The sequence below is a fragment of the Candidatus Pelagibacter sp. HIMB1709 genome (genome assembly GCF_052047635.1).
In the GTDB taxonomy this organism is placed as follows: domain Bacteria; phylum Pseudomonadota; class Alphaproteobacteria; order Pelagibacterales; family Pelagibacteraceae; genus Pelagibacter.
Window position 1 is genome coordinate 885,899 of the sequence record NZ_JBNAJW010000001.1, and the last position, 23,052, is coordinate 908,950.

Here is a 23,052-nt window from a genome sequence, read left to right on the forward strand (position 1 = left end):
AATTTATTCTTTTAAAAGTAATTTAGTTAAAACCTTTGCAATAATTGTTAAACTTATGATCATAATAATTAAGTAAGTAAAAGACATCGAAGCTGCGTATCCCATTTGAAACTCTCTTAATCCTTTAATAAAAATATAAAAACTTGACGTTTCTGTAGAGGTACCTGGCCCTCCTGATGTTAGTACATAAACGGTATCCATAATTTTTGATGCCTCAATTAATCTAATAATTATTGCACCAATTGATATAGGCGCCATTAGTGGGAAAGTTACATAAATAAATTTTCTTACTGGACTAGCTCCATCAATTGCAGCAGCCAAAAATGGTTCTTTAGGTAATGATAATAAACCTGCTAATAAAAGTAGAAACATAAATGGTGTCCACTGCCAAACCTCAACTATAATTACTGTAAATTTAGCTAAAGCTGGATCTGTTAGCCATTTCGGAGATAAACCAAAATTAGATAAAATATCATTAACTGGCCCCAAAGATTCATGAAAAAAAGTTCTCCAAATAACAGTCATGATAACCGGGGTTGTCATCATTGGGACTAAAAATAAAACTCTAAAAAATCTTTTAAATTTTATGTCTTTCCAAACCATATGTGCAAGAGCAAATCCAATCACATACTGCAGAATTACTGTTGTAACAGACAAAAAACTTAATCTAAAAAAAGATTCCCAAAATCTTGGGTCATCAGTAAAAAGTCGTATATAGTTTTCTATACCTATAAAATCCAAACCTGGATTATAACTATTCCATCCAGATAAACTTAGTCTAACTACAAAAATAATTGGAAAGATTAAAATTCCAATAAGTACAAATAGACCTGGAAACAAAAAGAAATATTTATGCTTAAAGTTCATTTATAAAGTTGGATTATATTATTTTTTTTATATGTGGCCATTTTAATAAATGGCCACATAATTTAAGTATTATTATAGTTGGTTATCTTCCATTTTAACACCAACAGCGTAGGCATCTCTTACTGCTTTTTTACCTACTCTGCTTACAATTGCTTCCCACTCTTTAGCAACTTCGTCTAATGCTTCTTGAGGAGACAATTGTCCTGCTAAAGCTTTAGAAGTTCCTGTAGCGACAGCACTTGTAAACTCAAATACACCTGGAACTCTTAGAGGGAAAACTCTATTTTGACTTTTCTCCATATCTAAAAGTGTTTGAGTGTAACTGTTAGCGATCTCTGGATCCCAACCCATACTATTAATATAAATATTAGGGTCGAAGTCAGAGTTTTTGAAAGGGTTAACACCAAATCTACCAATTGCTAAGTCAGCTTGGTGGTTTGCTCCGTTTGAGAAGAAGCAAAGATAATCAAATGCCATATCTTTTACTTTACTTTTCTTAGCAACACCAACTGCCCAACCCCAAACAATATAAGGAGCTTGGTTGTATTGGTTTTCCCAACTATTTGTAACTCTGTTCCAAACTTTGTTAGCACCTGGAAGAGGAGCTGCACCTACTTTATTTTTAATAGGGCTGTCATCTTGCATCGCTGCAATAAATGCATCATCCCATGAAAAACTAAATAAAGTTTGTCCACCACCAAATGATCCAATTTCATCACCTAGACCAAAGTTAGTTCCCCCTGGAGGAACATATTTAGTAGCCTCAACCCAATCAGTTAAAGCTTCAACGAAACCTGGATTATTAATGTTTGGTTTCATAGTTTCTAAATCAAAAAAGAAACCACCCGGAGTTCTTGGATTTTTAGCATATGCAACTGATCTGCTGAAAAAAGCTGCGAACATTAAGTCGTCTTTTTTCATAACTTCAGCTGAACCATATTCTAACTCACCATCTCCGTCCCAGTCCCAACCATTAAAGAATTTTGCCATCTCAGCATATTCTTTCCAAGTTGTTGGAACTTTTAGATCTTTTCCTGTTTCTGCTTTATATTTTTTTTGCATTTCAGGATTGTCAATGACGTCTTTTCTGTATTTTAGATAGTGTCTGTCACCATCAACTGGATACTGGTACATAGTTCCATCCCAAGATGATACACCCATATGAGATTTAGTTACGTCTTTCATCTCTGTTGAGTTCATATACTTCTTAGGAACTGGTGCTAAATATCTTTTCCAGTCATTGATAAAGTTAGAAAATCCAAACACAATATCGTAAGGTGCTTGTCCAGCTTGAAAAGGAACCATTGCTTTAGAATACAAATCACCTGCTGGTGTATGAGTAACTTCAACTTTAGCTCCAGTTAATTTTTCAAACTGTTCAGCATGAAGAGCTGTAGGCTCTCCCATTACTGGAATTGCGTGAGTATTTATTTTAAGAGTTTTTCCTTTGTAATTTTTCTTAGACATTTCCTCATAAGAACAATCACCTGGAATATCTCCTGTTGCCTTGATATGTGGAAATTGATCACTCCACTTATCAGCATATGCCATAGGGCTAAATATCATCATACTTGATATTACAGCCGTTAAGCAGGTTTTTATTATTTTCATTATCACCTCTCTTTTTTTTTTATGGAACTAAAACAGCTCGTCCCTTAACCTTACCATCGTTAAGATCATGAAGCGCTTTATTAGCATCGTCTAAACTATACTCCTGCATAGAGAGCTTAACTTTACCTCTGTCAGCTAACTCCATTAATTCATATAATTCAGACCACGTTCCCACTAAATTACCTACAATTGTTTTCTCAGAAATAATTAAATCAACTGCAAGTGATTTAATTTCTTCTCCATATCCAACTATGTAGTAAAAACCACCATTGGAAGTCATTTGAATTCCCATGGCAGTAGATCCTTTTTCACCTACGAAATCAATTACAGCTTCAGAACCTTTTCCTTTTGTTAGTTCTTGAACTTTTTCAATTTCGTTTCCATCAATTAAAACTCCGTGGTCACCACCAAGTTCCATTGCATGTTTCAATGCTGCTTCAGATTTTTCAACAATAATAATATCTGCTGCACACATAGCTTTTAAACATTGAATAGCGATGTGACCTAAACCTCCTGCACCAATAATTGTACAGCTCTGACCAGGCAGCAAATGTCTTGTTGCTTTTTTTACCACTCTATAAGCTGTAAGACCTGCATCTGAAAAAGGTGCAACATCTTTGGGCGCTAATACTTTTGGAAGTTTAATTAGATTTCTAACGCTAGTTTTTAATAGTTCAGCGTAGCCACCTTCTTTAATACTTAATCCAGGAAATGCGCCTGCTTCAGCATGCATATCATTACCTCTTCTACAATCTAAACAAGTTCCTCCTGTTCCAGAAATAAGTGGGTGTAATATTACAGGATCACCCTTTTTAAATTCAGTAACGTCTGAACCTACATCTTCTACCCAACCAGCATTTTCATGTCCCATTACGCATGGTAATAATTTTCCATCTGGATCTTGGATGTGTTTCCATACTCCTTCAATAATATGTAAATCAGTTCTGCAAACTCCTGCAGCACCAATTTTAACTATAACGTCTGACGCCTTTTCAATTTTAGGATCTGGCATCTCCTCACCTGTGACCCAGACCTTTTCTTTCATTTCAGGGTCATATTTATGCAAAACCTGTGCTTTCATTATTATCTCTCCTTTAATATTTCAGTAACACTATTAAAGTTCTGATATAGAATGGAGTCAACGGCATCTTTATATGTACAAAAAGTTAACAATTACAACCTGTGGTTGGTTGTTGTATCTAAAAAAACAAATAAACTTTTAAAATGTCAAACTTAAGTCACTCAAACAGCGAACTTAGAAATATCCTACATAAAAGGAATATGAGCTCTTATGAGATGGGAAAAGATATTAATGAAAGTTGGTTGAGATGTATCAGTGAAGGCCTTGATCCGTTTAATGATCCTAAACAAAGTGTAATTTCATCAATCGAATTAAAAGAGATAAAAGAGCGAAATGAATCTATCAGAAGAATAATTATTCCTGAACTAGAACTTTTATATTCCCAAATAGCAGGAACAAATTTTATGGTGGCTTACTCAGATGAGAAAGGATTAGTCTTAGATACAATTTATGACAAATCTTGTTTACAAACTGACGTTGGTAAAACAGTAATACCAGGTTCAATTTGGGCAGAAAAAATTTGTGGAACAAACGGTCTTGGATTATCTGTTGAACTAAAAAAACCAACTATCGTTTCGGGTAAAGAACACTTTTTTACTGCTCACGAAAATATTTCGTGCTTTGCAAGTCCAATCATAAATTATGACGGTAAAATTATTGGTATTATTGATGCTTCAACAGACTCAATGTCCAGAGAACAACATACGCTAGCTTTAGTAAGACTTGCAACTAGAAGTATCGAAACAAAATTGTTTATTAAAAAGTTTGAAAACGAATTAATTATTTCTTTTCACCCAAGAAAAGAATATCTAACTACAACTAGTGTTGGGATGCTGGCAATAAATGGGGATGGATTAATTGTGGGTGCAAATAACAATGCAAAAATTATGCTTAATGGACTAGTTGATTTAAAAAATGAAAATTTTAACAAAATTTTTACAAGTTCTTTTTCATCAATTGCATCAGATATCTTAAATAATAAAACTCTAAAGATAACAGATCATTTAGGTTCATCTGTTTTTGTTGTCAAAAGTCAAAATTTTAAAGAAAGTAAATTTATAGAAACTGGTAAACAAAACAAAACTTACGCTTGTAAAAATTGTGAGGATACAAAAATTAAAAGAGAAAAATGTATTCTAATTAGATCAACTTTTAGTGAGACTAATAATATTTCTGCAGCATCAAGAAAATTAGGTGTATCTAGAACTACAATTTATAAGCATCTAAATTAATTATTTTTTAATAAAAAATATAAATAAGAAGTTAAAGATGTAACTAGCACAAAAGACATTGCTAATTGAAATGAAGCAATTTCAGAATAATTTAAACTTAATCCTAAATCTATAATAAGGCCGATTATCCATTGCAGAAAGAAGGCACCTATAAATATTAATAAATTATAGGAAGTTAGAGCCTTACCTGCATTAGATATTGAAAAAGCCATACCAACTGCTGGTTGGATTAAAGACAAAAATACAGCTGAAACTATAAATAATGCCCAATGAATTGACTCTGTATTTGGACCTAGATAAATAATTACACCCAATACCAATAAACTTAATGGTGATCCATATTTCAACAATCTGATTGCATCATGAACGTTCTTAGAAAATTTCGGAACAAAATAGCCCCATATTAAAAATGATAACAGCGTAAAAAAATAAATTAAAAATAAACCTTTTGCACTTTCTTCTGGTGTGTACCCAGAAACTTTTATCATCCAAGGACCAGCCCATAGTGTTTGGATAGCAAATAATCCTCCCGTACTAAAAAAACCCATCGGAATAACACTTTTGAAGAATTTATTTTGCCAAACAATACTCAATTTTGCATCATCACTTCTCTGATTACCTTTTGAAGTCCACTGAGGAATAAAAATAATTATCAAAATTATACAAACCAAAGTTATGAAAGCTAAAAGAAAAAATATATTTCTCCAACCGATGATAGGTAAGAAAAATTGAACTGGTAAACTTGATGACAACATACCAATTGCACCAACCATTAACATCCATGAGTTTGCACGTTGTTGAGTTTCATCTTGATACCAAATCCGATAAGCAGTCAAAGGCCCCATTAAACAAGCTCCAACACCAACTCCTATAATTATTCTAGATACTAAAAGAGTTAAAAAATTCTGAGCGAGAGCAAATATTAATAAACCAACAATGGTTAATGATAAAAAGTATGAAACAATTTTTCTTGGACCTCTCATGTCTAGCATATAACCTAATGGGATTTGTACACTTGCAAATCCAAGAAAATACCCGCCTCCTAATAATCCAAGCTCTCCTGCAGAAAGATTAAATTCATTTACTAATTCAGGTGAAATTGTTGCAGTTATTGCTCTTAAGAGAGTAGAAATAAAATACCCTAAAGCAAAAACTAAAAAAATTATAATAGCTTTTGATTTAGCTAGAACAGGTTTATTCATTAAAATTTAGTTAACTTTATTAACGCAATTACCAGTTCTAAAAAATTCTTCTATATTGTCTATCGCTAAATTTCCCATTGCAATTCTAGTATCTTTTGTAGCGCTTCCTAAATGAGGCAAAACAAAAACACTCGGGATTTTTAAATAACCAGGATTTAAGTTTGGTTCATTTTTATAAACATCTAATCCTGCTGCATAAATTTTTCTTCTATTCAATGCATCAATCAAAGCTTCATCATCAACTATATCACCTCGAGCAACATTTGTTATCACAGCACCTTTAGGGAAGAACTCAACTGTCTCTTTATTTATTAGGTTTTCTGTTTCTTTTGTAGCTGGGCAACAGATAGATAAAACATCTGAAACTGAAAAAAGACTTTTTATACTGTCATGATAAATTGCACCCTGCTCTTTATCTTCACTTAATTTTGAACGATTATGATAATGAATAACCATGCCTAAAGATTTAGCAATATTTGCAATTTTTTGACCGATACGACCCATACCTAAAATTCCTAGTCTTGTTCCTGTTAACTGTTTTCCAATTAAATAATCTGCGGACCATTTCCATCCACCCTCTCTAGCAGACTCAATTCCTTCTGACGCTCTTCGACAAGCTCCTAATATAAGTAATATTCCTATCTCAGCTGTAGCATCTGACAAAACTTCTGGGGTATTAGTGACAGCAATACCTCTCTTTTTAGCAGCATCTAAATCAATGTTTCCAAAACCAACTGCAAAATTTGAAATTATTTTAATACTATCTGGAAGTTTATTTATTGTATCAGCATCTAATTTTTCAGTTAAAGATGATAAAATTCCATCACATCCTTCACTCATTTCAATAATTTTTGATTGTGAATAAAGTTCATCATTAGAATTAAATTTAGCTTCAAATAATTTTGATGCTTTATCTTCGCTCTCTCGGATCAGTCTTCTAGTAATTAAAATTTTTTTCATAAAACCCCCTATTTTAAAATTTCAGGTTTGGGACCGCCTGTGTACCAATCCAAAACTTCAATTGTATGTAAAATTGGGACTTTAGTACCATGAGAAATTTGGGTAATACAACCAATATTTCCTGTTGAAATAAAATCAGGATTTAAACTTTCTATATTATTTACCTTATTTTTTAATAGTTGTTTTGCAATTTTTGATTGTAAAATATTATAAGTTCCAGCTGATCCACAACAAATATGTCCTTCAGGAATTTCCATTATTTCATTATCAGTCTTTTCAAGTAATGAAATTGGTTGTGAATGAACTTTTTGACCATGCTGCATTGAACATGCAGAGTGATAAGCAACTTTATATTTCTTTCCTTTTGATTTTATATTTAGTTTTAAACTTTCAAAAATATATTCTGAAATATCTCTGGTGAGATCTGATATGACTTTAGCTTTTTTACTTAACTCTTTGTCATCTCTAAAAATAAAACCATAATCTTTAATGGTAGTACCACAACCCGATGTATTAGATAAAATTGCATCTAAATTACCCTTTTGATGTTCTTCATACCAAGTATTTATGTTATTTTTGAAATCTTGGTGGGCATCTTCTTCTTTTCCAAGATGATGGTTTAAAGATCCACAGCAACGAATTTTTTTTGGCACCACAACCTCAACTCCATGTCGATTTAGTAATCTTATTGTGGCTTCATTAATTTGTGGCGAAATTTCTTTTTGAACACATCCAGTTAGCAGAGCAACTCTTGCGATTTTTTTCTTTCCTATAGCTTTATAAATTTCTTTATTAGGTAAAGTTTTTTTTGGAAAAGTAGTTGGCATTAATTCAATCATGTCTTTAATCTTTGTAGGCATTAAGAATTTAAATGGCATTACGAATTTAACAAAAAAACTTGAGAGTCTAAATACTTTAACATTTGGTAAAGTGATTGATAAAAAATATCTAATTAGTTTATCAAAAAAAGATCTCTCATAATTTTTTTCAATATATTTTTTTCCATGATCAATTAAATGCATATAATTTACACCGGCTGGACATGTGGTCATACAGCTGTAACAAGAAAGGCATCTATCTATATGTTTAACGACTTTTTCAGTTGGTTTCTTATTATTTTCCAACATATCTTTAATAAGGTAAATTCTTCCTCTTGGACCATCTAATTCATCTCCTAAAATTCCATAAGTTGGACATGTTGCGTTACACATTCCACAATGAACACATTTTTTAAATATTTTCTCAGAAGATTGATTATCTTTATCTTTGAGTTGTGTTTCTGAAAAATTTGTTTGCATTAAAAATCCTTATACATTTTACCTGGGTTAAATATTCCTTTTGGATCAAAGCTTTCCTTAATCTTTTTGGAAATCATTAGTTTAGTATCATCAATAGTGAAAATTTTTTCTGAAAAATCAAACTCCTCTGATTTCTTGATTATTGTTACATATCCATTATTTTGAAGGATCATTTTTTTTACTTCTTTTAACTTATCATCATCTTTTCCAGGAACCTCTATCCAGAATAGTGATCCAGACCAATCTATAAAATACTTAAATTTATTTTTTATATTGTTCATTACTTTTTCACAGTTAGCTGGAGGTACAACTGCTCGAAGTAAATTATTTTTTGTCTCAGAAAATAATTGTAAACTATTTACACTTTTCCAAAAAAGAGGAGATTGATGAGGATCTAAATTAGAAGTTTTATATTTTTTTAAATTTAACTCATTTGAAATATCTTTAATTCGCTCTTTTATTGAATTTTTATCACCTTCAACTCTTAAAGCAAAAAATGAACCTTCTTGATCTAAATCATTAAATTTAAATGCTTTACTTTTATTTAAATCAAATTTTTTATTTTGTGGCTCGTCAGGAATAAAAACTGCACCTGAAATTTCGTTACTCGAGCTAAGCACCTTTTGAAATAATTCTGAGATAACCTTTGAATCATTTTCATAAATAACAATTGTATTTTGTGAAGGCTTCTTTGCTGAAATTTTTAAAGTTATTTCAGTTAATGCCACCAATGTTCCAAAGGATCCACTGACTAATTTAGATAAATCATAGCCTGTAACATTTTTTACAACAGTTCCACCTGATTTAATTATATCTCCTTTGCCATTTACACCTCTGAAACCTAAAACAAAATCTCTAACGCTGCCTGACTTAAATCTTCTAGATCCTGCAAAATTACAGGCAACACAACCACCTACAGTTCCTTTGCTTGATTTTCCATTTTTGATGTAACCAAAATCAGTTGGTTCAAAAGAAAGCTCTTGATTATTTTTTTCTAAAGCGGTCTCAACATCCTCAAGTAAAGTTCCTGGTTTTACTTTAATATAAAGTTCCTCTGGTAAATACTCGATTATTCCATTTAAACTTGATAAATCTAAACTTTTAGCAGCCTGGACATTGTAACCTATAAATTTTTTTGTATTTGCTCCATGAATATCAATTGGAAGTTTCTTTTTGTAAGCTTCTTTAATTATATTTGAAACTTCAAGTTCGCTTTTTGGTAACAAGTGATTAGAATCTTGGAAGATCTGGGAATTTTTCTTCTCCTCGGTGAACATGAACCCTTCCTTCCTCAGCACATTTTCTTAAAATTGGGTAAACTTTTCCAGGATTTAAGAGATTTTTTTCATCTAAACATTTTTTAATATTAAGCTGTTGCTGGATATCAATATCATTAAAAGCCTCACACATTAATTCTCTTTTTTCTATTCCAATTCCGTGCTCACCAGATAATGCACCTCCCATTCTCACACACGCCTTTAAAATTTCAGCCCCAAACTCTTCAGTTCTTCTCAACTGTTCTTTATCACTGCCGTCAAAAAGAATTAAAGGATGTAGATTTCCATCCCCTGCATGGAAACCATTTGCAACCCCTAAATTATATTTTTTTGATAATCTGCTTATTTCTTTAAGTATGACAGATAATTTTCCTCTAGGAATTGTTCCATCCATACAATAGTAATCTGGTGCCATTGCACCACAAGCTGGGAATGCAGCTTTTCTTCCAGACCAAAATCCTAATCTTTCTTTTTCTGATTTACTTAATTTAAAACTATTCGATTTATTTTTTTCAGCAATTTCTTTTATTTTTTTAAATAGTTCATCCACCTCAGACTTTGTCCCATCTAATTCAACAATCATTAACACTTCAGCATCCATTGGGTATCCTGCATGAACAAATTTTTCTGTTGCATCTATTAATGCTTTATCCATAATTTCCATTCCAGCCGGTACAATACCGTTGGAAATAATATCTGTTACGCAATTTCCTCCATCTTCAATTGTTGGAAAACCAATTAAAGCTGCTTTTACTGTTTGTGGATTTTTCAAAATTTTTACAGTTACTTCAGTAATTACCCCCAGTAATCCTTCTGAACCACATATTAATCCTAATAAATCATATCCCTCTTGATCTAAAGTTTTTCCACCTAATCTACAAATAGTCCCATCCATCATGACCATTTCAACACCCAGTATATTATTTGTTGTTGTTCCATATTTAAGTGAATGAACACCACCAGAGTTTTCAGCAACATTTCCACCTATAGAACAAGCTAGTTGGCTTGAAGGGTCTGGTGCATAATAATATCCTTTATGTTTAACTGCATGAGTTATAGACAAGTTAGTGACACCAGGTTGCGTAACAACACATTTATTTTCAAAATCGATATCTAAAATTTTATTAAATTTTCCTAAACCTAATATAATGGCATCATTTAATGGTAAGGCTCCACCAGAAAGACCAGTGCCTGCTCCTCGTGGAATAACTTTTATATTTTCTTGATGACAATATTTTAAAATTTCACTAACTTCCTCTGTGTTTTCAGGAAGCACTACTGCTAAAGGCAGATTCTTATATGCTGCTAATGCGTCTGTTTCATAGGGTTTAATCTCATCGAATTCACTTAAAACATTTTCTTTTAAAGTGAATTTTTTTAGATTTGATACAATAGTTTCTTTTTTACTTACTATTGACCTATCAACTTTTGGTAAAGCTATTTCAGACATAGCTTAACCTAGCATTTTTTTGATGTTTTCCAATGCGTTAGAAATGTTATCCTGTGATGCAGCAAAGCTAAATCTTACGTAATCTTTACATGTTTTTCCAAATGCTGTGCCTGGGACAATAGCAACACCAGCTTCATGCATAGCTTTTTTACAAAACTCAGACCCATCCATTCCAGTTCCTATAACTTTTGGAAATGCATAAAATGCTCCACCTGGTAAACTGCATTCTACTCCGGGAAGACTATTCAGTCCTTCATGAATTAATTTTCTTCTTTGAGTAAATTTTTCCATCATCAAATCAATTGAATCGTCTGGTCCATCTAACGCTGCTATTCCTGCAAATTGAGCCGCAGCGTTAACACAAGAAACACTATTGATTAGTAATTTATTAATATGTTCAATTAAATTTTCAGGCCAAAAACTCCAACCTAATCTCCAACCTGTCATTGAGTAAGCTTTACTCCAGCCTTCTAAAACAATTAGTCTTTCTCTTAACTCTGGATAATTAAAAAATGTTGGCATTTCTTTATTATCAAATATTTGTCTACTGTAAATTTCATCACTTAAGATAGTAACATGAGGATGTTTTTTTAAACCCTCTGCTAATTTATCAATTTCAGATTTCTCAACAAAACTTCCAGTGGGATTGTTAGGATTGATTATAATTAACAATCTAGTTTTCTCAGTTATTAAAGATAAAATCTTATCCGCACTAAATTTTAAATCTTTATCTTCTGTTAAATCATAAGGTACAGCTGTAGAGCCTGTATAATTAATCATAGACTCATAGATAGGAAAAGCTGGTGTTGGATGAATAATTTCTGCTCCTGGCTCACCAAAACACTGTATCGCATAATGCATTGTTGGTTTACCACCTGGCATTATGGTAATTCTTTCTGGATCTACTTCAGTGTTGTATCTTTTCTTGATCCATCTAGTTACTGCTTGTCTACACTCTAAAATTCCATTTGAAAGTACATATCCATGGTGACCATCATCTAAAGCTTTTTTTGCAGCTTCAACTACATGTTTAGGTGTTTTAAAATCTGGTTGACCCAATCCAAGATGTATCATTGGGTTTCCTTGTGCTTCCAATTTTTTAGCTTCTGCTAAAACTGAAAAAGCACTTTCTGTTCCAAGTCTATTAAGTGATGCTGCTAGTTTCATAATAAAGTTGGAAAATATACATAAATTAAGTTGATTGTCTATTAAGATAAATTTTAATTTTCTTTATTTATCTTAACTTCTGTAGATTATTTTTGACGCGTTAAGATCTTTTACAGATTTACATCCCATCAAAATCATGTTTCTTCTAATTTCTTTTTGCATGTTCTCTAGCAATCTTTCAACACCTTTTTGCCCTCCAGCACCTAAGCTAAAAAGAAAAGCTTTTCCAAAACTACAAGCTGTTGCACCAGCAGCAAGAGCTTTTAAAACATGTGTTCCTCTTCTTACTCCACCATCTAGAATTATTTCTAATTTATCTCCTACCGCATCTGAAATTGCTTTAACTTGATCAAAAGGGGATCTCGATCCATCCAATTGTCTTCCACCATGATTAGATATCATTATTGCTGTACAACCTATATCAATTGCTCTCTTTGCATCTTCAACAGACATCACTCCTTTTAGTGCCATTGGTTTATTCCATTTTTTAATACAGTATTCTGCATCTTTCCAATTCATTGCAGGATCATATTGTTCATTAATATAATCCATTACTGATTTAGCTATGTTTGTTCCCTTATCAGTTTTGTTTTTGATATTTGCTAATTCAAATTTTTTGTTTGTAAAATATTTAAAAACCCAACCAGGTCTCATAGCAAAGCTTAATAAACTATCTAAGGTAAATTTAGGTGGGGTAGTAAAACCTGTTCTATGATCTCTTTCTCTATTACCTGCAACTAATGTATCAACGGTAATGCACATACCATCAAAATTTGCTCTACTACATCTATCTATTAAATCATCAGTGATTGATTTATCCTTATGAATATAAAGTTGAAAAAGTTTTGGACCACTAGAAACATTTGCAACTTCTTCGATTGAAAATGATGCCATCGTAGACATGCTATAAATCGTATTAAATTTTTCTGCTGCCCTAGCTGAAGCTTTATCGCCTTCTGGATCATACAAGCTTTGCATTGCTGTAGGAGACAAAAATAATGGCATATCAATTTTTCTCCCAAAAACTGTTGTGGATAAATCTGGTTCTCCAACACTATTCAAAATATTAGGAACTAAATCACAGTCGTTAAACGAAGCTGTATTTCTGTTTAAAGTTATCTCATCATCAGCACCTCCATCAATATAATGAAATATTGGAGCTGGTAATTTTTTTTTGGCTAATTTTCTAAAGTCATCAAAATTATAGCAATCATTTAAATTCATAAGAGTTTACTTAGAAGCTTTTAAAGAAATTAAACATATAACTATTTGCCCCAGGATTTTTACTTCCTAAACTTGCATTAGATATATGATTATATGAAAAACCAAATTGACTGCTCTCAGACATATCTAAAGAAATCTGTAATTCAGACTTAAATTCTAAGACGTGACCAAGATCTTTTCCATCACCTTCGTGATACAATCCTGGTGTAAAACTTGGATTAAAATTTAAAGATCCTATTTTATATTGTGCCTCTACTCCTGTGTAAACATAAGCTGCATTATCTGCAGTAATAAGAGCGCCTGTAATAGGTGATAAATTTCCCAAAAAAGTATCTCTGTTTAGGTTTTCATTTTGATGTTGAAAACCTATTAAAGTTGATTTTTTTCCATCATCACTAAAATCAAACATCCCTGTGTAAATATTAAACTCAGTATTTAAATCTCTGTTTTTGATTTCTTCTGCATTTAATGAAATCGTAAATGTTAGAAATGAAAATAAAATTAGTATTTTTTTTAGATACATTTTGGATTAATTTTTAAATTTCAGTTTTTTAAAGATTATTGCACCTCCAAGTAAAAATATCAATATTGGCAATATCCAAAGAATATAAGTGTTTTTATTTAAGCCGGGGTCATACAAAATCCACTCACCATATTTTTCCTTAAAAAAATCATAAATTTCATTTTCAGATAATCCTTCTTCAAGTTTTTTATCAACTAAAATTTTCATGCTATTTGCGAAATCAGAGTCTGAGTCGTATACTGATTGACCCTGACAAATTAAACATCTTAAATTTTTGGTAATGTTATTTCTTTCAAGCTGATCATCAGCAAATAATAAATTTGGGATTAATAATAAAATAATTAAAATAATTTTTAAAATTTTCATTTTATAATTGAGTTAATTTCGTTAATTAATTCTTCATTTAATGGTCCAATGTATTTTGCAACTATTTTGTTTTTATGTATCAAAAAAGTTTCTGGCACACCGTATGCTCCCCACTCTATTGAAATTGTACCGTCTTCATCTAATATTATTGTTTCGTATGGATTTCCCAATTTTGTTAGAAAATTTTGAGCATTATTAAAATTATCTTTATAATTTAATCCAATTAAAGTTACTTTATTGTTTTCACTTAATCTCATTAAATAAGAATGTTCTTGTCTACAAGGTACACACCACGAGGCCCATATGTTTAATATATAAAATTTATTTGAATTAAATATTTCTAATGAATTAACTTTTTCTTTGCTATCAAAGTTAATACTAGAAAAAATTGGAATATCTTTTTTTATTTCTGACTTAGGAGTGTAAATGTTTGTTTCTTGCAAACCTTTATAAAATATTAAAAAAATAATTATAAAACTTATTATTATTATTGAAGGTATTAATTTATCTTTCATATTTTCTTTTTGAAAAAACTTAATATTCCACCCATACTTAATAATAACACTGATACCCATATCCAAAGCATGAAAGGTTTGTCTTGATATCTAACGTTAAAATATTCCTGATTTTGTACTAAGTTTATGACAATAAATTTATCTTTCATCAGAGTGGTTTTGATATCAGCTTCACTAGTTACTATATTTGGCTGATTATAAATTCTTAACTCTGGAGACATTTTATTAATTTTTCCATTTGAAGAAATTATTTTAAAATCTGCTACCACTGAACTATAATTTTTTTCGTCTCTCTGCTTTACTTCTTCAAGTTTAATTTTAATTTTTGAATTTTCATAACTTTCACCAATTTTAAGATTGGTTATTACTTCGCTAGAAAGTAAATTATTAAATAAAATACTTAAAATTAATAAGCTAAAACCAAAGTGAGCAATATTTTGAGAAATGTTTTTAAATTTTTTTGTAAAAAAATCCCTTACAGTAATAAAAAACAAATAAAATGCGCTTGATATTAAAATAGTGTTTACAAGTAAATTTTTATCAAAATTCTTAACAACTAAATAAGATATTAAAATAGATATAAATAATAAGAATATAAGAATTTTTTTACTTTCAAAGTTAGATTTAATCCATTTCAATTGAGGTCCAATTGCCATAGCAAATAAAAATGGAATTAAGAAAGGGATAATTAGTTTATGGTAAAACGGTGGACCGACCGATATCTTTTCTGAAGAAATTACATCTAAAAAAATTGGATATACTGTACCAATTAAAACTACAGATAAAAAATACATCATGAACCAATTATTCAATATAATTGCACTTTCTTTACTCAACCAAAAAAGATTTATTGAATTTTTTTGGTCCTCTTTATGAAAAAAGAAAAAAATAAATAAAGAAATAAAAATTAGAACAAACAAAAATATTAATATGAATAGACCTCTTTCGGGGTCATTAGCAAAAGTATGAACTGAATTAAGGATACCTGATCTAACTAAGAAAGTTCCACACATACTAAGTGTGAATGTAGCTATAGATAATATTATAACCCAAGAAGTTAAAATCGATTTTTTCTCTAAAACCAATATACAATGTAATAATGTGGTTAATGCTAACCAAGGCATAAGAGATACATTTTCAACTGGATCCCAAAACCAAAATCCTCCCCATCCAAGTTCATAATATGCCCAAATAGAACCTAATAAAATTCCTAATGTCAAAAATATCCATGAAACTAAAGTCCATTGTTTTATATGAGTTGCCCAGCTTCCTGAAACCATTTTTAAAGTTGTTGCTGCTAATGCAGAGGAAAATATTATTGATGAACCAACATAGCCTAAATATAAAACAGGTGGATGAATTGCTAATGCGGGATCTTGCAAGATTGGATTTAAACCTAAACCTTCCTCAGGAATTGGGAACAAGTAATTAAATGGATTAGAAGTTTTTAATAAAAATATAAAAAAACCAATTATTATTATCTGCTGAAATATTGTTGTTAGAGTTTTATATTTTATTGATTGATTATTTGTCCTTAATAAAAAAATGAAAATGAATAATGTTAAAACCAACAACCACAATAACAAACTACCCTCATGGTTTCCCCAGGTTCCTGTAATTTTGTAAAATAAAGGTTTGGTGGTATGAGAATTATTAAATACAGTTTCATTACTAAAATCTGAAACTATAAAAGATAAAACTAAACCAAAAAAACTAATAACAACGAAAAATAATTGTAAAAATGAAAAAGATAATATTTTAGTATCTAAAATTTCTGAATTTCTAAAATTTTGAACTGAAAAATAAATCAAAATTGAACCACTAATCAATCCTAAAATTAGTGAATAGTATCCAACAACACTATAAATCAATTAATTTTCCTCCAATGCAGCTTTAACCTCTGGGGGCATATAATTTTCATCATGCTTTGCTAAAATTTTTGTTGCTGAAAAGAAATTTCTGTCTTTCAAAACACCTTCAGCTACAACTCCTTTTCCTTCTTCAAATAAATTTGGAACAGCACCTGAATAAGTAACATTAATCTCATTTTTAAAGTCTGTAATTATAAAATTCACTTCATTAGAATTCATACTAATAGAATTTTGTTTAACCATCCCACCTACTCTAATTTTACTATTTGTCAGCTCAGTTAATGACTTAATCTCTGAAGGAGATTGAAAATAAACAACGTTTTCCTCTAAAGATTTTAGAACTAAAAAAACAGTTAATATTAAAATTAGTAAAATAGTCGAAACAAACAGAAATCTTAACTTAACTTTTCGACCATACATCGATCAAAAATTAGTTATTTGTTGCGTCAGCTAAAATTTCTTTATTTATTCTTTGTGATTTTGCAGAATTAGCTTGTTCAGTGTTAAGTGATCCAAATTTAGCAACGAATTTATTTTGTTCTTTAATAAATTGAACTTTTGTTACTAAATATAAACTTAGGAAACTTAATAAAGTAAAACCAAATGCAGATAACACGTATACTGCATATCCATTCATAAATAATAGTTCGTTAATCATAATCTATCTAAGCCTTTATTTTTAATTTTTATCAGTTCTGTATTATATTTCATCAAGAAAATTAACAACGAAAATAGAGCAAATGCCGCAGTCATTATCAATAAAGGATAAAGCATTGATGAATGGATTGAGCTTTTAGATAAGATATTTATTGAGGCAGGTTGGTGAAGTGTATTCCACCAATCAACCGAGTACTTAATTATTGGCACATTTATAATTCCAAGAATGGTAATAAAAGTTGAGATTTTAAAAACTTTGTCTTCATTTTCATAAATTCTCCAAGAGATTAGATATAAAGCATAAAACAGAGCTAAAATTAACATCGAAGTAATCCTCGCATCCCAAGCCCACCATGTGCCCCAAGTAGGTTTCCCCCAAATAGAACCTGTTACCAAAGCAATAATATTAAAAACAAAACCAGAGGGTGCTAGACTTTTGGATATTAAAAAAAAATTTTTGTTTTTAAAAATAAATCCTGAAATTGATAAAACAGTTATTGAAGAAAAAATTCCAAGAGAAATCCATGCCGCAGGAACATGAACATACATAATTCTAACAGCGTCACTCTGCTTGTAATCTTCTGGAGACAATATAAGTGCTTCAACTAATCCAACAGATAGGACAACAACAAATAAAAATAAAACATATTTTGGTGCTTTCGAGGTAATTTGAAAAATTTTATTTGGTTCTAAAAGTTTAAACATAGCTCTAATTTAAGGATTTATTCTAAAAATACTATTGTGAAAAATTATCTGATCAAGAATGAAGAGGGGGAGATAATAAAGAAAGATTAACTTTTAACACTCTTGATCAGAATATGAATATTTATAAAAAATTAGTGTGGCCTAGATTGGAAATAAATGTGTTTGAATAATGATAGCTAATTAGAAAGCTTGAAATAGCTTGAGCCTTTTTTGCCTGAAAAAATTTCTTCAATTAACGGATGTTTTATAGGCTCATCTGAATCGTCCATTAAAAGGTTTTGCTCAGAAACATAGGCTTCGTAAGTAATTTCATCATTTTCAGCAAGTAAATGATAAAAAGGCTGATCTTTTCTAGGTCTAACATTTTTTGGAATAGACTGATACCATTCCTCTGAATTATTAAACTCGAAATCCACATCATAAATGACACCTCTAAATTCGAAGTGCTTATGTTTTACAATGTCTCCAATTGAAAATTTAGCTTTCTGGATTGCCATGATAGTTAGTATGGGTATTTAAAAATAAAAATCAATGTAAAAAATATTAATGTTTTGTGATGTGGCAAATATGTTAATATCTTTTGAGTGAATAAATCTTTTTTAAAATTTGTTACTGATTTTGGACCTCTAGCAATATTTTTTTTCTATTATTACAACAGTGGAAAAAATTTATCAGTAGCAATTCCTCCCTTAATAGTTGCAACTATTATTGCATTAGCTGTTGTTTGGTTTTTTGAAAAAAAAATACCACCAATGCCTTTGTTAAGTGGAATTTTAATAACTTTTTTTGGAGGTCTGACTATCTACTTTAATGATCCAATATTTATTTATGTAAAACCAACAATAATAAACATCATGTTTGCATTGGCTTTATATTTTGGAAAATACTTTACGAAAGAACCGGTCCTTAAAAAAGTTATGGGTAAATCAATACCTTTATCAGATATCGGATGGGAAATTTTAAATCGAAGATGGATGTTTTTTTTCTTCGGTCTTGCGTTATTAAATGAATTTGTTTGGAGAACGCAAACTGAAGAATTTTGGGTTAATTTTAAAGTATGGGGAATGCTTCCAATAACAATAGTATTTACTGGATTTCAGGTACCTTTAATAAATAAACATAAAATAGATGCGTAATAATTTAAGATTAGTAGTAAACAATCCACATAATAAAATAGAGGAAAAACAATTTTTTGAAAAAGATGAGCTTAAAATTATTTTAGATCTTTATGCAAAAATGGTTTCCGAGGGCTCTTGGAAAGACTATGGTCTCAACATATCAAGCAAACAAGTTAGCTTTAGTGTATTTAGGAATGCAGCAGAAAATGCACTCTATAAAATCTGTAAAAACTTTAAGCCAAAAAATAAAAATTTAAAATACTTAATCACAGATACAAGCGGTAAGATTTTAAAAAATTCTTACGAACTTAAGTCTTTACTTAAAAATACTAATTGGAAGAAACTTCAAAAATAAATTATCGTCTTTGACCAAAAAGTCTTAACAACATTATAAACAGATTAATAAAGTCTAGGTATAATGTTAAAGCACCCATTACTGCTTTTTTTCCAACTATTTCACCAGAGTCACTTGCAACATACATGTTTTTAATTTTTTGGGTATCATAAGCTGTTAAACCTACGAAAATTAAAACACCTAAAATTGAAATTACGAAGTACATCATTGAAGATTTTAAGAAAATATTTACGATTGATGCAATAATTATACCAATTAATCCCATCATTAAAAATGATCCAAACTTTGTTAAATCTCTTTTAGTTGTATAACCATAAATGCTCATAGCTCCAAAAGTTGCTGAAGTTATAAAAAATACTCTAGTAACACTCAAGCCAGTATAAACTAATAAGATTGAAGACAATGAAAGACCCATTAAAGCTGCAAACACCCAGAATGTTGTTTGAGCTTTTGAAGCGCTCATCTTATTAATTCCAAAACTCATATAAAAAACGATACCCAAAGGAGCTAACATTACTAACCATTTAAGACCTGATAAATAAATCGCATTCCCCATTTGTGTTAATCCAACAATTGCACCTGATTGATCAGTTACGACTGACATCTTAAATGTTATTAGTGCAATGATCCCTGTTAACAACACACCTGTTGCCATATAGTTATAAACTTTTAACATGTAGGCTCTTAAGCCTTCATCCATTACTGCAGCAGTTTGTTGCGCTGCTTTCGCTCTGTTTAATATTCCGTTTTTATCAAATTCCATAATATGCTACATATAATAGTCTTTTAATAATTATTCAAGACACCTTGAGGGATTAATAAAAAGTTAACATAAAACATTAATGAATTACAAAAAATTGGGAAATACCGATCTTGACGTGAGTACAATTTGTCTCGGTACAATGACTTGGGGAGAACAAAATACTCAAGATGAAGCATTTGAACAAATGGACTTTGCTCTAAGCAATGGAGTAAATTTTTGGGATACTGCTGAATTGTATGCAGTTCCTCCTCGTAAGGAAACTTATGGGGATACTGAGGAAATAATTGGTAATTGGTTTGAAAAAACAAAAAAAAGAAAAGAAGTTATTCTAGCTACAAAAGTTGCTGGTCCAGCAAGAGATTATCTAAGAAATGGAGAAAACAGTTTTACAGGTCCAAACTTAGAGTCTGCTTTAAACAATAGTCTTAAAAGACTTAAAACAGATTATATTGATTTATATCAACTTCATTGGCCAGAAAGAAATGTAAATAATTTTGGAAGACTTGGTTATGTTCATAAAGAAAATAATTGGAATAAATTTGAAGATGTTCTTGGGGAATTAGATAAATATATTAAAGCTGGAAAAATAAGATATGTAGGATTATCAAATGAAACTCCTTGGGGGGCATTAAATTATCTGCAGTTATCAAAAGATAAAAATTTACCAAGGATGATGTCTATTCAAAATCCATACAGTTTGCTAAATAGATCTTATGAGGTTGGATTAGCCGAGGTTTCAATTAGAGAAAAAATTGGATGTCTTGCGTACTCACCTCTAGCAAGTGGATACTTAACGGGAAAGTACAGAAATAAAAATTTTCCTAAAGGATCAAGAATGGAAAGAGACTTTGATTTTTGGACAAGATATAGAAAACCTAACACTGAGGCTGCTGTAGAACTTTATTTTAAAATCTGTGAGAAACACAATTTAAATATGACTCAAATGTCTATTAAATTCTGTGAAATCCAAGAATTTATGACAAGTGTTATTATAGGTGCAACTACAATGGATCAGTTGAAATCAGATATAGAAAGTGTAAATGTAAATTTATCTGATGATGTCATTGAAGAAATCAATCAAGTTCAAACAATTTATCCAAACCCATGTCCTTAATTAAAAAAATAATAATTTTATCAACTGTATTTATCTTAGGTTCAAATCATCTATTTGCTCAGGAAGTAAAAAAAATTGGTAAATATAAAGATTGGGAGGCCATGGTGGCATACGAACCTGATGGCAAAGTATGTTTTGCTCAATCAGCACCTGTGCTTCAAGCACCAAAATCAAACAAAAGAGATGCAAAATTATTTGTAACTTTTAGACCAGAGGAAAATATTTCAAATGAAGTAAGTGTTACACCTGGATATGAATTTAATAACAAGAATTCTGTTATTGCAGCATCTGGAAAAAGTAAATTTAAATTTGATATCATGCAACAAGGATTTGCATGGATTGCTGATAACAAAATTGAAGTAAAAATGATTAGTAGAATGAAGAAGGGATCAAGAATAATGATTACTGGATACAATCAAAATGGATCTCAGACAATTGATCATTATTCTTTGCTTGGATTTACCAAAGCGTACAATGCATCAAAAAAAGCTTGCACATAATTAAATGAAATCAAAAAATAAAATTGTACTTGCCTACTCAGGCGGTTTAGATACATCCATAATTTTAAAATGGCTTCAAGAAAATTATAACGCTGAAGTAATTTGTTACACTGCTGATGTTGGTCAAGAAATTGATAGAAAAAAAATTTTTAAAAATGCGAAAAAATTTGGTGTCAAAAATATTATTATCCAAGATTTAAAAGATGTTTTTGTAAAAGATTACGTTTATCCAATGATTAGAGGACATGCAATTTATGAAGGCGTGTATCTTTTGGGGACTTCTATTGCTAGACCATTGATTGCCAAAGACCAAATAAGAGTTGCTAAAAAATTTAAAGCTAATGCAGTTTCACATGGTGCTACAGGAAAAGGAAATGACCAAGTAAGATTTGAATTAGGCTATCATTACTTTGGACCAAAAATAAAAATTATTGCTCCATGGAGAATTTGGAAACTAAAATCAAGAACCGATTTAATTAACTATGCAAAAAAACATGAGATACCAATACCAAAAGATAAAAAAGGTGCTCCACCTTTTTCAGTAGATGACAATTTATTTCATACATCAACTGAAGGGAAAGTATTAGAAAATCCAAAAAATTCTGCGCCAGAATTTATTTTCCAAAGAACAGTTTCTCCTGAGAGAGCTCCAAACAAGCCTTCATTTATTACCATCAATTTTAAAAATGGAGATCCCTTTGCAATTAATGGAAAAAAAATGTCTCCTTCTAAACTATTAGAAAAATTGAACAACATTGCTGGAAAAAATGGAATAGGAAGAGTTGATTTAGTTGAAAATAGATTTATTGGAATAAAATCTCGTGGAGTATACGAAACACCAGGTGGAACTTTGTTAATTCATGCGCATAGAGCAATCGAATCTGTAACTTTAGATAAAGAAACAATGCATAAAAAAGATCAGATTATGCCAAGATATGCAGAGCTAATTTATAATGGTTATTGGTATTCAAAAGAAAGATTTAAACTTCAAAAAATTGTGGATCTTAAAAGAAATAAAGTTAATGGCTCAGTGAAACTTAAACTTTATAAAGGAAATGTAATAATCGAGTCTCGAAATACAAATAGTTCTGCCTACTCTATGAAAAAAGTTTCTTTTGAAGAAAACAAAACGTTTAATAAATCTAATGTTGAAAGATTTATAAATTTTCACAAGAAAAAACTTCGTTCATAAATAA

At 30.4% G+C, this 23,052-nt stretch carries 25 protein-coding genes; 6 read left to right on the forward strand and 19 right to left on the reverse strand.

Features of this window, described 5'->3' with window-relative positions:
- Positions 1–3: 3 nt before the first annotated feature.
- The 3 genes from ACTTAR_RS04800 to ACTTAR_RS04810 all read right to left on the reverse strand — a co-directional run bounded on the left by ACTTAR_RS04800 (position 4) and on the right by ACTTAR_RS04810 (position 3,559).
- Complete coding sequence (locus tag ACTTAR_RS04800; RefSeq protein WP_075505839.1) at positions 4–867, reverse strand: carbohydrate ABC transporter permease; 864 nt, start codon at positions 865–867, stop codon at positions 4–6.
- Positions 868–939: 72 nt separating this feature from the next.
- Positions 940–2,478: an extracellular solute-binding protein gene (locus ACTTAR_RS04805; protein WP_440681493.1), complete on the reverse strand. Its 1,539-nt coding sequence runs from the start codon at positions 2,476–2,478 to the stop codon at positions 940–942.
- Between the two features lie 19 nt (positions 2,479–2,497).
- Positions 2,498–3,559 carry an NAD(P)-dependent alcohol dehydrogenase gene (locus ACTTAR_RS04810; protein ID WP_262589926.1) on the reverse strand — a complete coding sequence of 354 codons (1,062 nt, stop codon included), beginning with the start codon at positions 3,557–3,559 and terminating at the stop codon, positions 2,498–2,500.
- Between the two features lie 200 nt (positions 3,560–3,759).
- Here ACTTAR_RS04810 and ACTTAR_RS04815 point away from each other — a divergent pair, with 200 nt between their 5' ends.
- The gene (locus ACTTAR_RS04815; RefSeq protein WP_440697854.1) at positions 3,760–4,791 is read left to right on the forward strand and encodes a GAF domain-containing protein; all 1,032 of its coding nucleotides are present in this window, start codon (positions 3,760–3,762) and stop codon (positions 4,789–4,791) included.
- Here ACTTAR_RS04815 and ACTTAR_RS04820 read toward each other — a convergent pair.
- The 15 genes from ACTTAR_RS04820 to hspQ form a co-directional block, all read right to left on the reverse strand.
- Positions 4,788–5,993: an MFS transporter gene (locus ACTTAR_RS04820; protein WP_440697855.1), complete on the reverse strand. Its 1,206-nt coding sequence runs from the start codon at positions 5,991–5,993 to the stop codon at positions 4,788–4,790. The genes ACTTAR_RS04815 and ACTTAR_RS04820 overlap by 4 nt on opposite strands.
- A 6-nt stretch (positions 5,994–5,999) precedes the next feature.
- Positions 6,000–6,953 carry a 2-hydroxyacid dehydrogenase gene (locus ACTTAR_RS04825; protein ID WP_440681490.1) on the reverse strand — a complete coding sequence of 318 codons (954 nt, stop codon included), beginning with the start codon at positions 6,951–6,953 and terminating at the stop codon, positions 6,000–6,002.
- Between the two features lie 8 nt (positions 6,954–6,961).
- Positions 6,962–8,251: a glycolate oxidase subunit GlcF gene (glcF, locus tag ACTTAR_RS04830; RefSeq protein WP_440681489.1), complete on the reverse strand. Its 1,290-nt coding sequence runs from the start codon at positions 8,249–8,251 to the stop codon at positions 6,962–6,964.
- A complete protein-coding gene (locus tag ACTTAR_RS04835) occupies positions 8,251–9,528 on the reverse strand; it encodes an FAD-binding protein (protein WP_440697856.1) in 1,278 nt (425 codons plus the stop codon). Before ACTTAR_RS04835 ends, glcF begins: the two co-directional genes overlap by 1 nt.
- Positions 9,482–10,978, reverse strand: a complete 1,497-nt coding sequence (locus tag ACTTAR_RS04840) for an FAD-linked oxidase C-terminal domain-containing protein (protein WP_440681487.1) — start codon at positions 10,976–10,978, stop codon at positions 9,482–9,484. Before ACTTAR_RS04840 ends, ACTTAR_RS04835 begins: the two co-directional genes overlap by 47 nt.
- A 3-nt stretch (positions 10,979–10,981) precedes the next feature.
- Complete coding sequence (locus ACTTAR_RS04845; RefSeq protein WP_440681486.1) at positions 10,982–12,145, reverse strand: pyridoxal phosphate-dependent aminotransferase; 1,164 nt, start codon at positions 12,143–12,145, stop codon at positions 10,982–10,984.
- A gap of 72 nt (positions 12,146–12,217) precedes the next feature.
- The gene (locus tag ACTTAR_RS04850) at positions 12,218–13,369 is read right to left on the reverse strand and encodes an alpha-hydroxy acid oxidase (protein ID WP_440697857.1); all 1,152 of its coding nucleotides are present in this window, start codon (positions 13,367–13,369) and stop codon (positions 12,218–12,220) included.
- A 10-nt stretch (positions 13,370–13,379) separates the two neighbouring features.
- On the reverse strand, positions 13,380–13,892 hold the full coding sequence (locus tag ACTTAR_RS04855) for an acyloxyacyl hydrolase (protein WP_428078956.1): 513 nt from the start codon (positions 13,890–13,892) through the stop codon (positions 13,380–13,382).
- A gap of 6 nt (positions 13,893–13,898) precedes the next feature.
- A complete protein-coding gene (locus tag ACTTAR_RS04860; RefSeq protein WP_440681484.1) occupies positions 13,899–14,258 on the reverse strand; it encodes a cytochrome c-type biogenesis protein in 360 nt (119 codons plus the stop codon).
- Positions 14,255–14,773 (reverse strand): DsbE family thiol:disulfide interchange protein, encoded by a 519-nt coding sequence (locus ACTTAR_RS04865; protein WP_440681482.1) that lies wholly within the window; start codon positions 14,771–14,773, stop codon positions 14,255–14,257. The genes ACTTAR_RS04860 and ACTTAR_RS04865 overlap by 4 nt, the downstream gene beginning before the upstream one ends.
- A complete protein-coding gene (locus tag ACTTAR_RS04870) occupies positions 14,770–16,644 on the reverse strand; it encodes a heme lyase CcmF/NrfE family subunit (protein ID WP_440681481.1) in 1,875 nt (624 codons plus the stop codon). Before ACTTAR_RS04870 ends, ACTTAR_RS04865 begins: the two co-directional genes overlap by 4 nt.
- The gene (gene ccmE, locus ACTTAR_RS04875; protein ID WP_440681480.1) at positions 16,645–17,064 is read right to left on the reverse strand and encodes a cytochrome c maturation protein CcmE; all 420 of its coding nucleotides are present in this window, start codon (positions 17,062–17,064) and stop codon (positions 16,645–16,647) included.
- A gap of 10 nt (positions 17,065–17,074) precedes the next feature.
- The gene (locus tag ACTTAR_RS04880; protein ID WP_440633121.1) at positions 17,075–17,302 is read right to left on the reverse strand and encodes a heme exporter protein CcmD; all 228 of its coding nucleotides are present in this window, start codon (positions 17,300–17,302) and stop codon (positions 17,075–17,077) included.
- Complete coding sequence (gene ccmC / locus ACTTAR_RS04885) at positions 17,299–18,006, reverse strand: heme ABC transporter permease CcmC (protein WP_440681478.1); 708 nt, start codon at positions 18,004–18,006, stop codon at positions 17,299–17,301. The genes ACTTAR_RS04880 and ccmC overlap by 4 nt, the downstream gene beginning before the upstream one ends.
- A gap of 176 nt (positions 18,007–18,182) precedes the next feature.
- Positions 18,183–18,503 (reverse strand): heat shock protein HspQ, encoded by a 321-nt coding sequence (gene hspQ, locus ACTTAR_RS04890; RefSeq protein ID WP_262589942.1) that lies wholly within the window; start codon positions 18,501–18,503, stop codon positions 18,183–18,185.
- An 87-nt stretch (positions 18,504–18,590) separates the two neighbouring features.
- Between hspQ and ACTTAR_RS04895 the strand changes: the two genes are divergently transcribed.
- Positions 18,591–19,142 carry a septation protein A gene (locus tag ACTTAR_RS04895; protein ID WP_440619109.1) on the forward strand — a complete coding sequence of 184 codons (552 nt, stop codon included), beginning with the start codon at positions 18,591–18,593 and terminating at the stop codon, positions 19,140–19,142.
- Complete coding sequence (locus ACTTAR_RS04900; RefSeq protein WP_440613652.1) at positions 19,135–19,479, forward strand: DUF2794 domain-containing protein; 345 nt, start codon at positions 19,135–19,137, stop codon at positions 19,477–19,479. Before ACTTAR_RS04895 ends, ACTTAR_RS04900 begins: the two co-directional genes overlap by 8 nt.
- A gap of 1 nt (position 19,480) precedes the next feature.
- Here ACTTAR_RS04900 and ACTTAR_RS04905 read toward each other — a convergent pair whose 3' ends face one another.
- On the reverse strand, positions 19,481–20,242 hold the full coding sequence (locus ACTTAR_RS04905) for a Bax inhibitor-1/YccA family protein (protein ID WP_262589945.1): 762 nt from the start codon (positions 20,240–20,242) through the stop codon (positions 19,481–19,483).
- 79 nt (positions 20,243–20,321) lie between these two features.
- On the opposite strand from ACTTAR_RS04905, the gene ACTTAR_RS04910 reads away from it, so the two are divergent.
- Genes ACTTAR_RS04910 through ACTTAR_RS04920 form a run of 3 tightly spaced genes read left to right on the forward strand, consistent with a single transcriptional unit; the run spans position 20,322 to position 23,048 of the window.
- Positions 20,322–21,356: an aldo/keto reductase gene (locus tag ACTTAR_RS04910; protein WP_440697858.1), complete on the forward strand. Its 1,035-nt coding sequence runs from the start codon at positions 20,322–20,324 to the stop codon at positions 21,354–21,356.
- Complete coding sequence (locus ACTTAR_RS04915) at positions 21,347–21,856, forward strand: invasion associated locus B family protein (RefSeq protein ID WP_440697859.1); 510 nt, start codon at positions 21,347–21,349, stop codon at positions 21,854–21,856. The genes ACTTAR_RS04910 and ACTTAR_RS04915 overlap by 10 nt, the downstream gene beginning before the upstream one ends.
- Positions 21,857–21,860: 4 nt before the next feature.
- Positions 21,861–23,048 (forward strand): argininosuccinate synthase, encoded by a 1,188-nt coding sequence (locus ACTTAR_RS04920; protein WP_440697860.1) that lies wholly within the window; start codon positions 21,861–21,863, stop codon positions 23,046–23,048.
- Positions 23,049–23,052: the final 4 nt, after the last annotated feature.

Bases quoted from the DNA above. Each gene is read 5' to 3' on its own strand.
- ACTTAR_RS04805 (WP_440681493.1), bottom strand. From the start codon at position 2,478: ATGAAAATAATAAAAACCTGCTTAACGGCTGTAATATCAAGTATGATG.
- ACTTAR_RS04905 (WP_262589945.1), bottom strand. From the start codon at position 20,242: ATGGAATTTGATAAAAACGGAATATTAAACAGAGCGAAAGCAGCGCAA.
- ACTTAR_RS04845 (WP_440681486.1), bottom strand. From the start codon at position 12,145: ATGAAACTAGCAGCATCACTTAATAGACTTGGAACAGAAAGTGCTTTT.
- ACTTAR_RS04900 (WP_440613652.1), top strand. From the start codon at position 19,135: ATGCGTAATAATTTAAGATTAGTAGTAAACAATCCACATAATAAAATA.
- ACTTAR_RS04920 (WP_440697860.1), top strand. From the start codon at position 21,861: ATGAAATCAAAAAATAAAATTGTACTTGCCTACTCAGGCGGTTTAGAT.
- ACTTAR_RS04820 (WP_440697855.1), bottom strand. From the start codon at position 5,993: ATGAATAAACCTGTTCTAGCTAAATCAAAAGCTATTATAATTTTTTTA.
- ccmC (WP_440681478.1), bottom strand. From the start codon at position 18,006: ATGTTTAAACTTTTAGAACCAAATAAAATTTTTCAAATTACCTCGAAA.
- ACTTAR_RS04910 (WP_440697858.1), top strand. From the start codon at position 20,322: ATGAATTACAAAAAATTGGGAAATACCGATCTTGACGTGAGTACAATT.
- ACTTAR_RS04825 (WP_440681490.1), bottom strand. From the start codon at position 6,953: ATGAAAAAAATTTTAATTACTAGAAGACTGATCCGAGAGAGCGAAGAT.
- ACTTAR_RS04815 (WP_440697854.1), top strand. From the start codon at position 3,760: ATGAGCTCTTATGAGATGGGAAAAGATATTAATGAAAGTTGGTTGAGA.
- hspQ (WP_262589942.1), bottom strand. From the start codon at position 18,503: ATGGCAATCCAGAAAGCTAAATTTTCAATTGGAGACATTGTAAAACAT.
- ACTTAR_RS04850 (WP_440697857.1), bottom strand. From the start codon at position 13,369: ATGAATTTAAATGATTGCTATAATTTTGATGACTTTAGAAAATTAGCC.
- ACTTAR_RS04835 (WP_440697856.1), bottom strand. From the start codon at position 9,528: ATGTTCACCGAGGAGAAGAAAAATTCCCAGATCTTCCAAGATTCTAAT.
- ACTTAR_RS04880 (WP_440633121.1), bottom strand. From the start codon at position 17,302: ATGATTAACGAACTATTATTTATGAATGGATATGCAGTATACGTGTTA.
- glcF (WP_440681489.1), bottom strand. From the start codon at position 8,251: ATGCAAACAAATTTTTCAGAAACACAACTCAAAGATAAAGATAATCAA.
- ACTTAR_RS04840 (WP_440681487.1), bottom strand. From the start codon at position 10,978: ATGTCTGAAATAGCTTTACCAAAAGTTGATAGGTCAATAGTAAGTAAA.
- ACTTAR_RS04810 (WP_262589926.1), bottom strand. From the start codon at position 3,559: ATGAAAGCACAGGTTTTGCATAAATATGACCCTGAAATGAAAGAAAAG.
- ACTTAR_RS04860 (WP_440681484.1), bottom strand. From the start codon at position 14,258: ATGAAAATTTTAAAAATTATTTTAATTATTTTATTATTAATCCCAAAT.
- ACTTAR_RS04800 (WP_075505839.1), bottom strand. From the start codon at position 867: ATGAACTTTAAGCATAAATATTTCTTTTTGTTTCCAGGTCTATTTGTA.
- ACTTAR_RS04915 (WP_440697859.1), top strand. From the start codon at position 21,347: ATGTCCTTAATTAAAAAAATAATAATTTTATCAACTGTATTTATCTTA.
- ACTTAR_RS04855 (WP_428078956.1), bottom strand. From the start codon at position 13,892: ATGTATCTAAAAAAAATACTAATTTTATTTTCATTTCTAACATTTACG.
- ccmE (WP_440681480.1), bottom strand. From the start codon at position 17,064: ATGTATGGTCGAAAAGTTAAGTTAAGATTTCTGTTTGTTTCGACTATT.
- ACTTAR_RS04865 (WP_440681482.1), bottom strand. From the start codon at position 14,773: ATGAAAGATAAATTAATACCTTCAATAATAATAATAAGTTTTATAATT.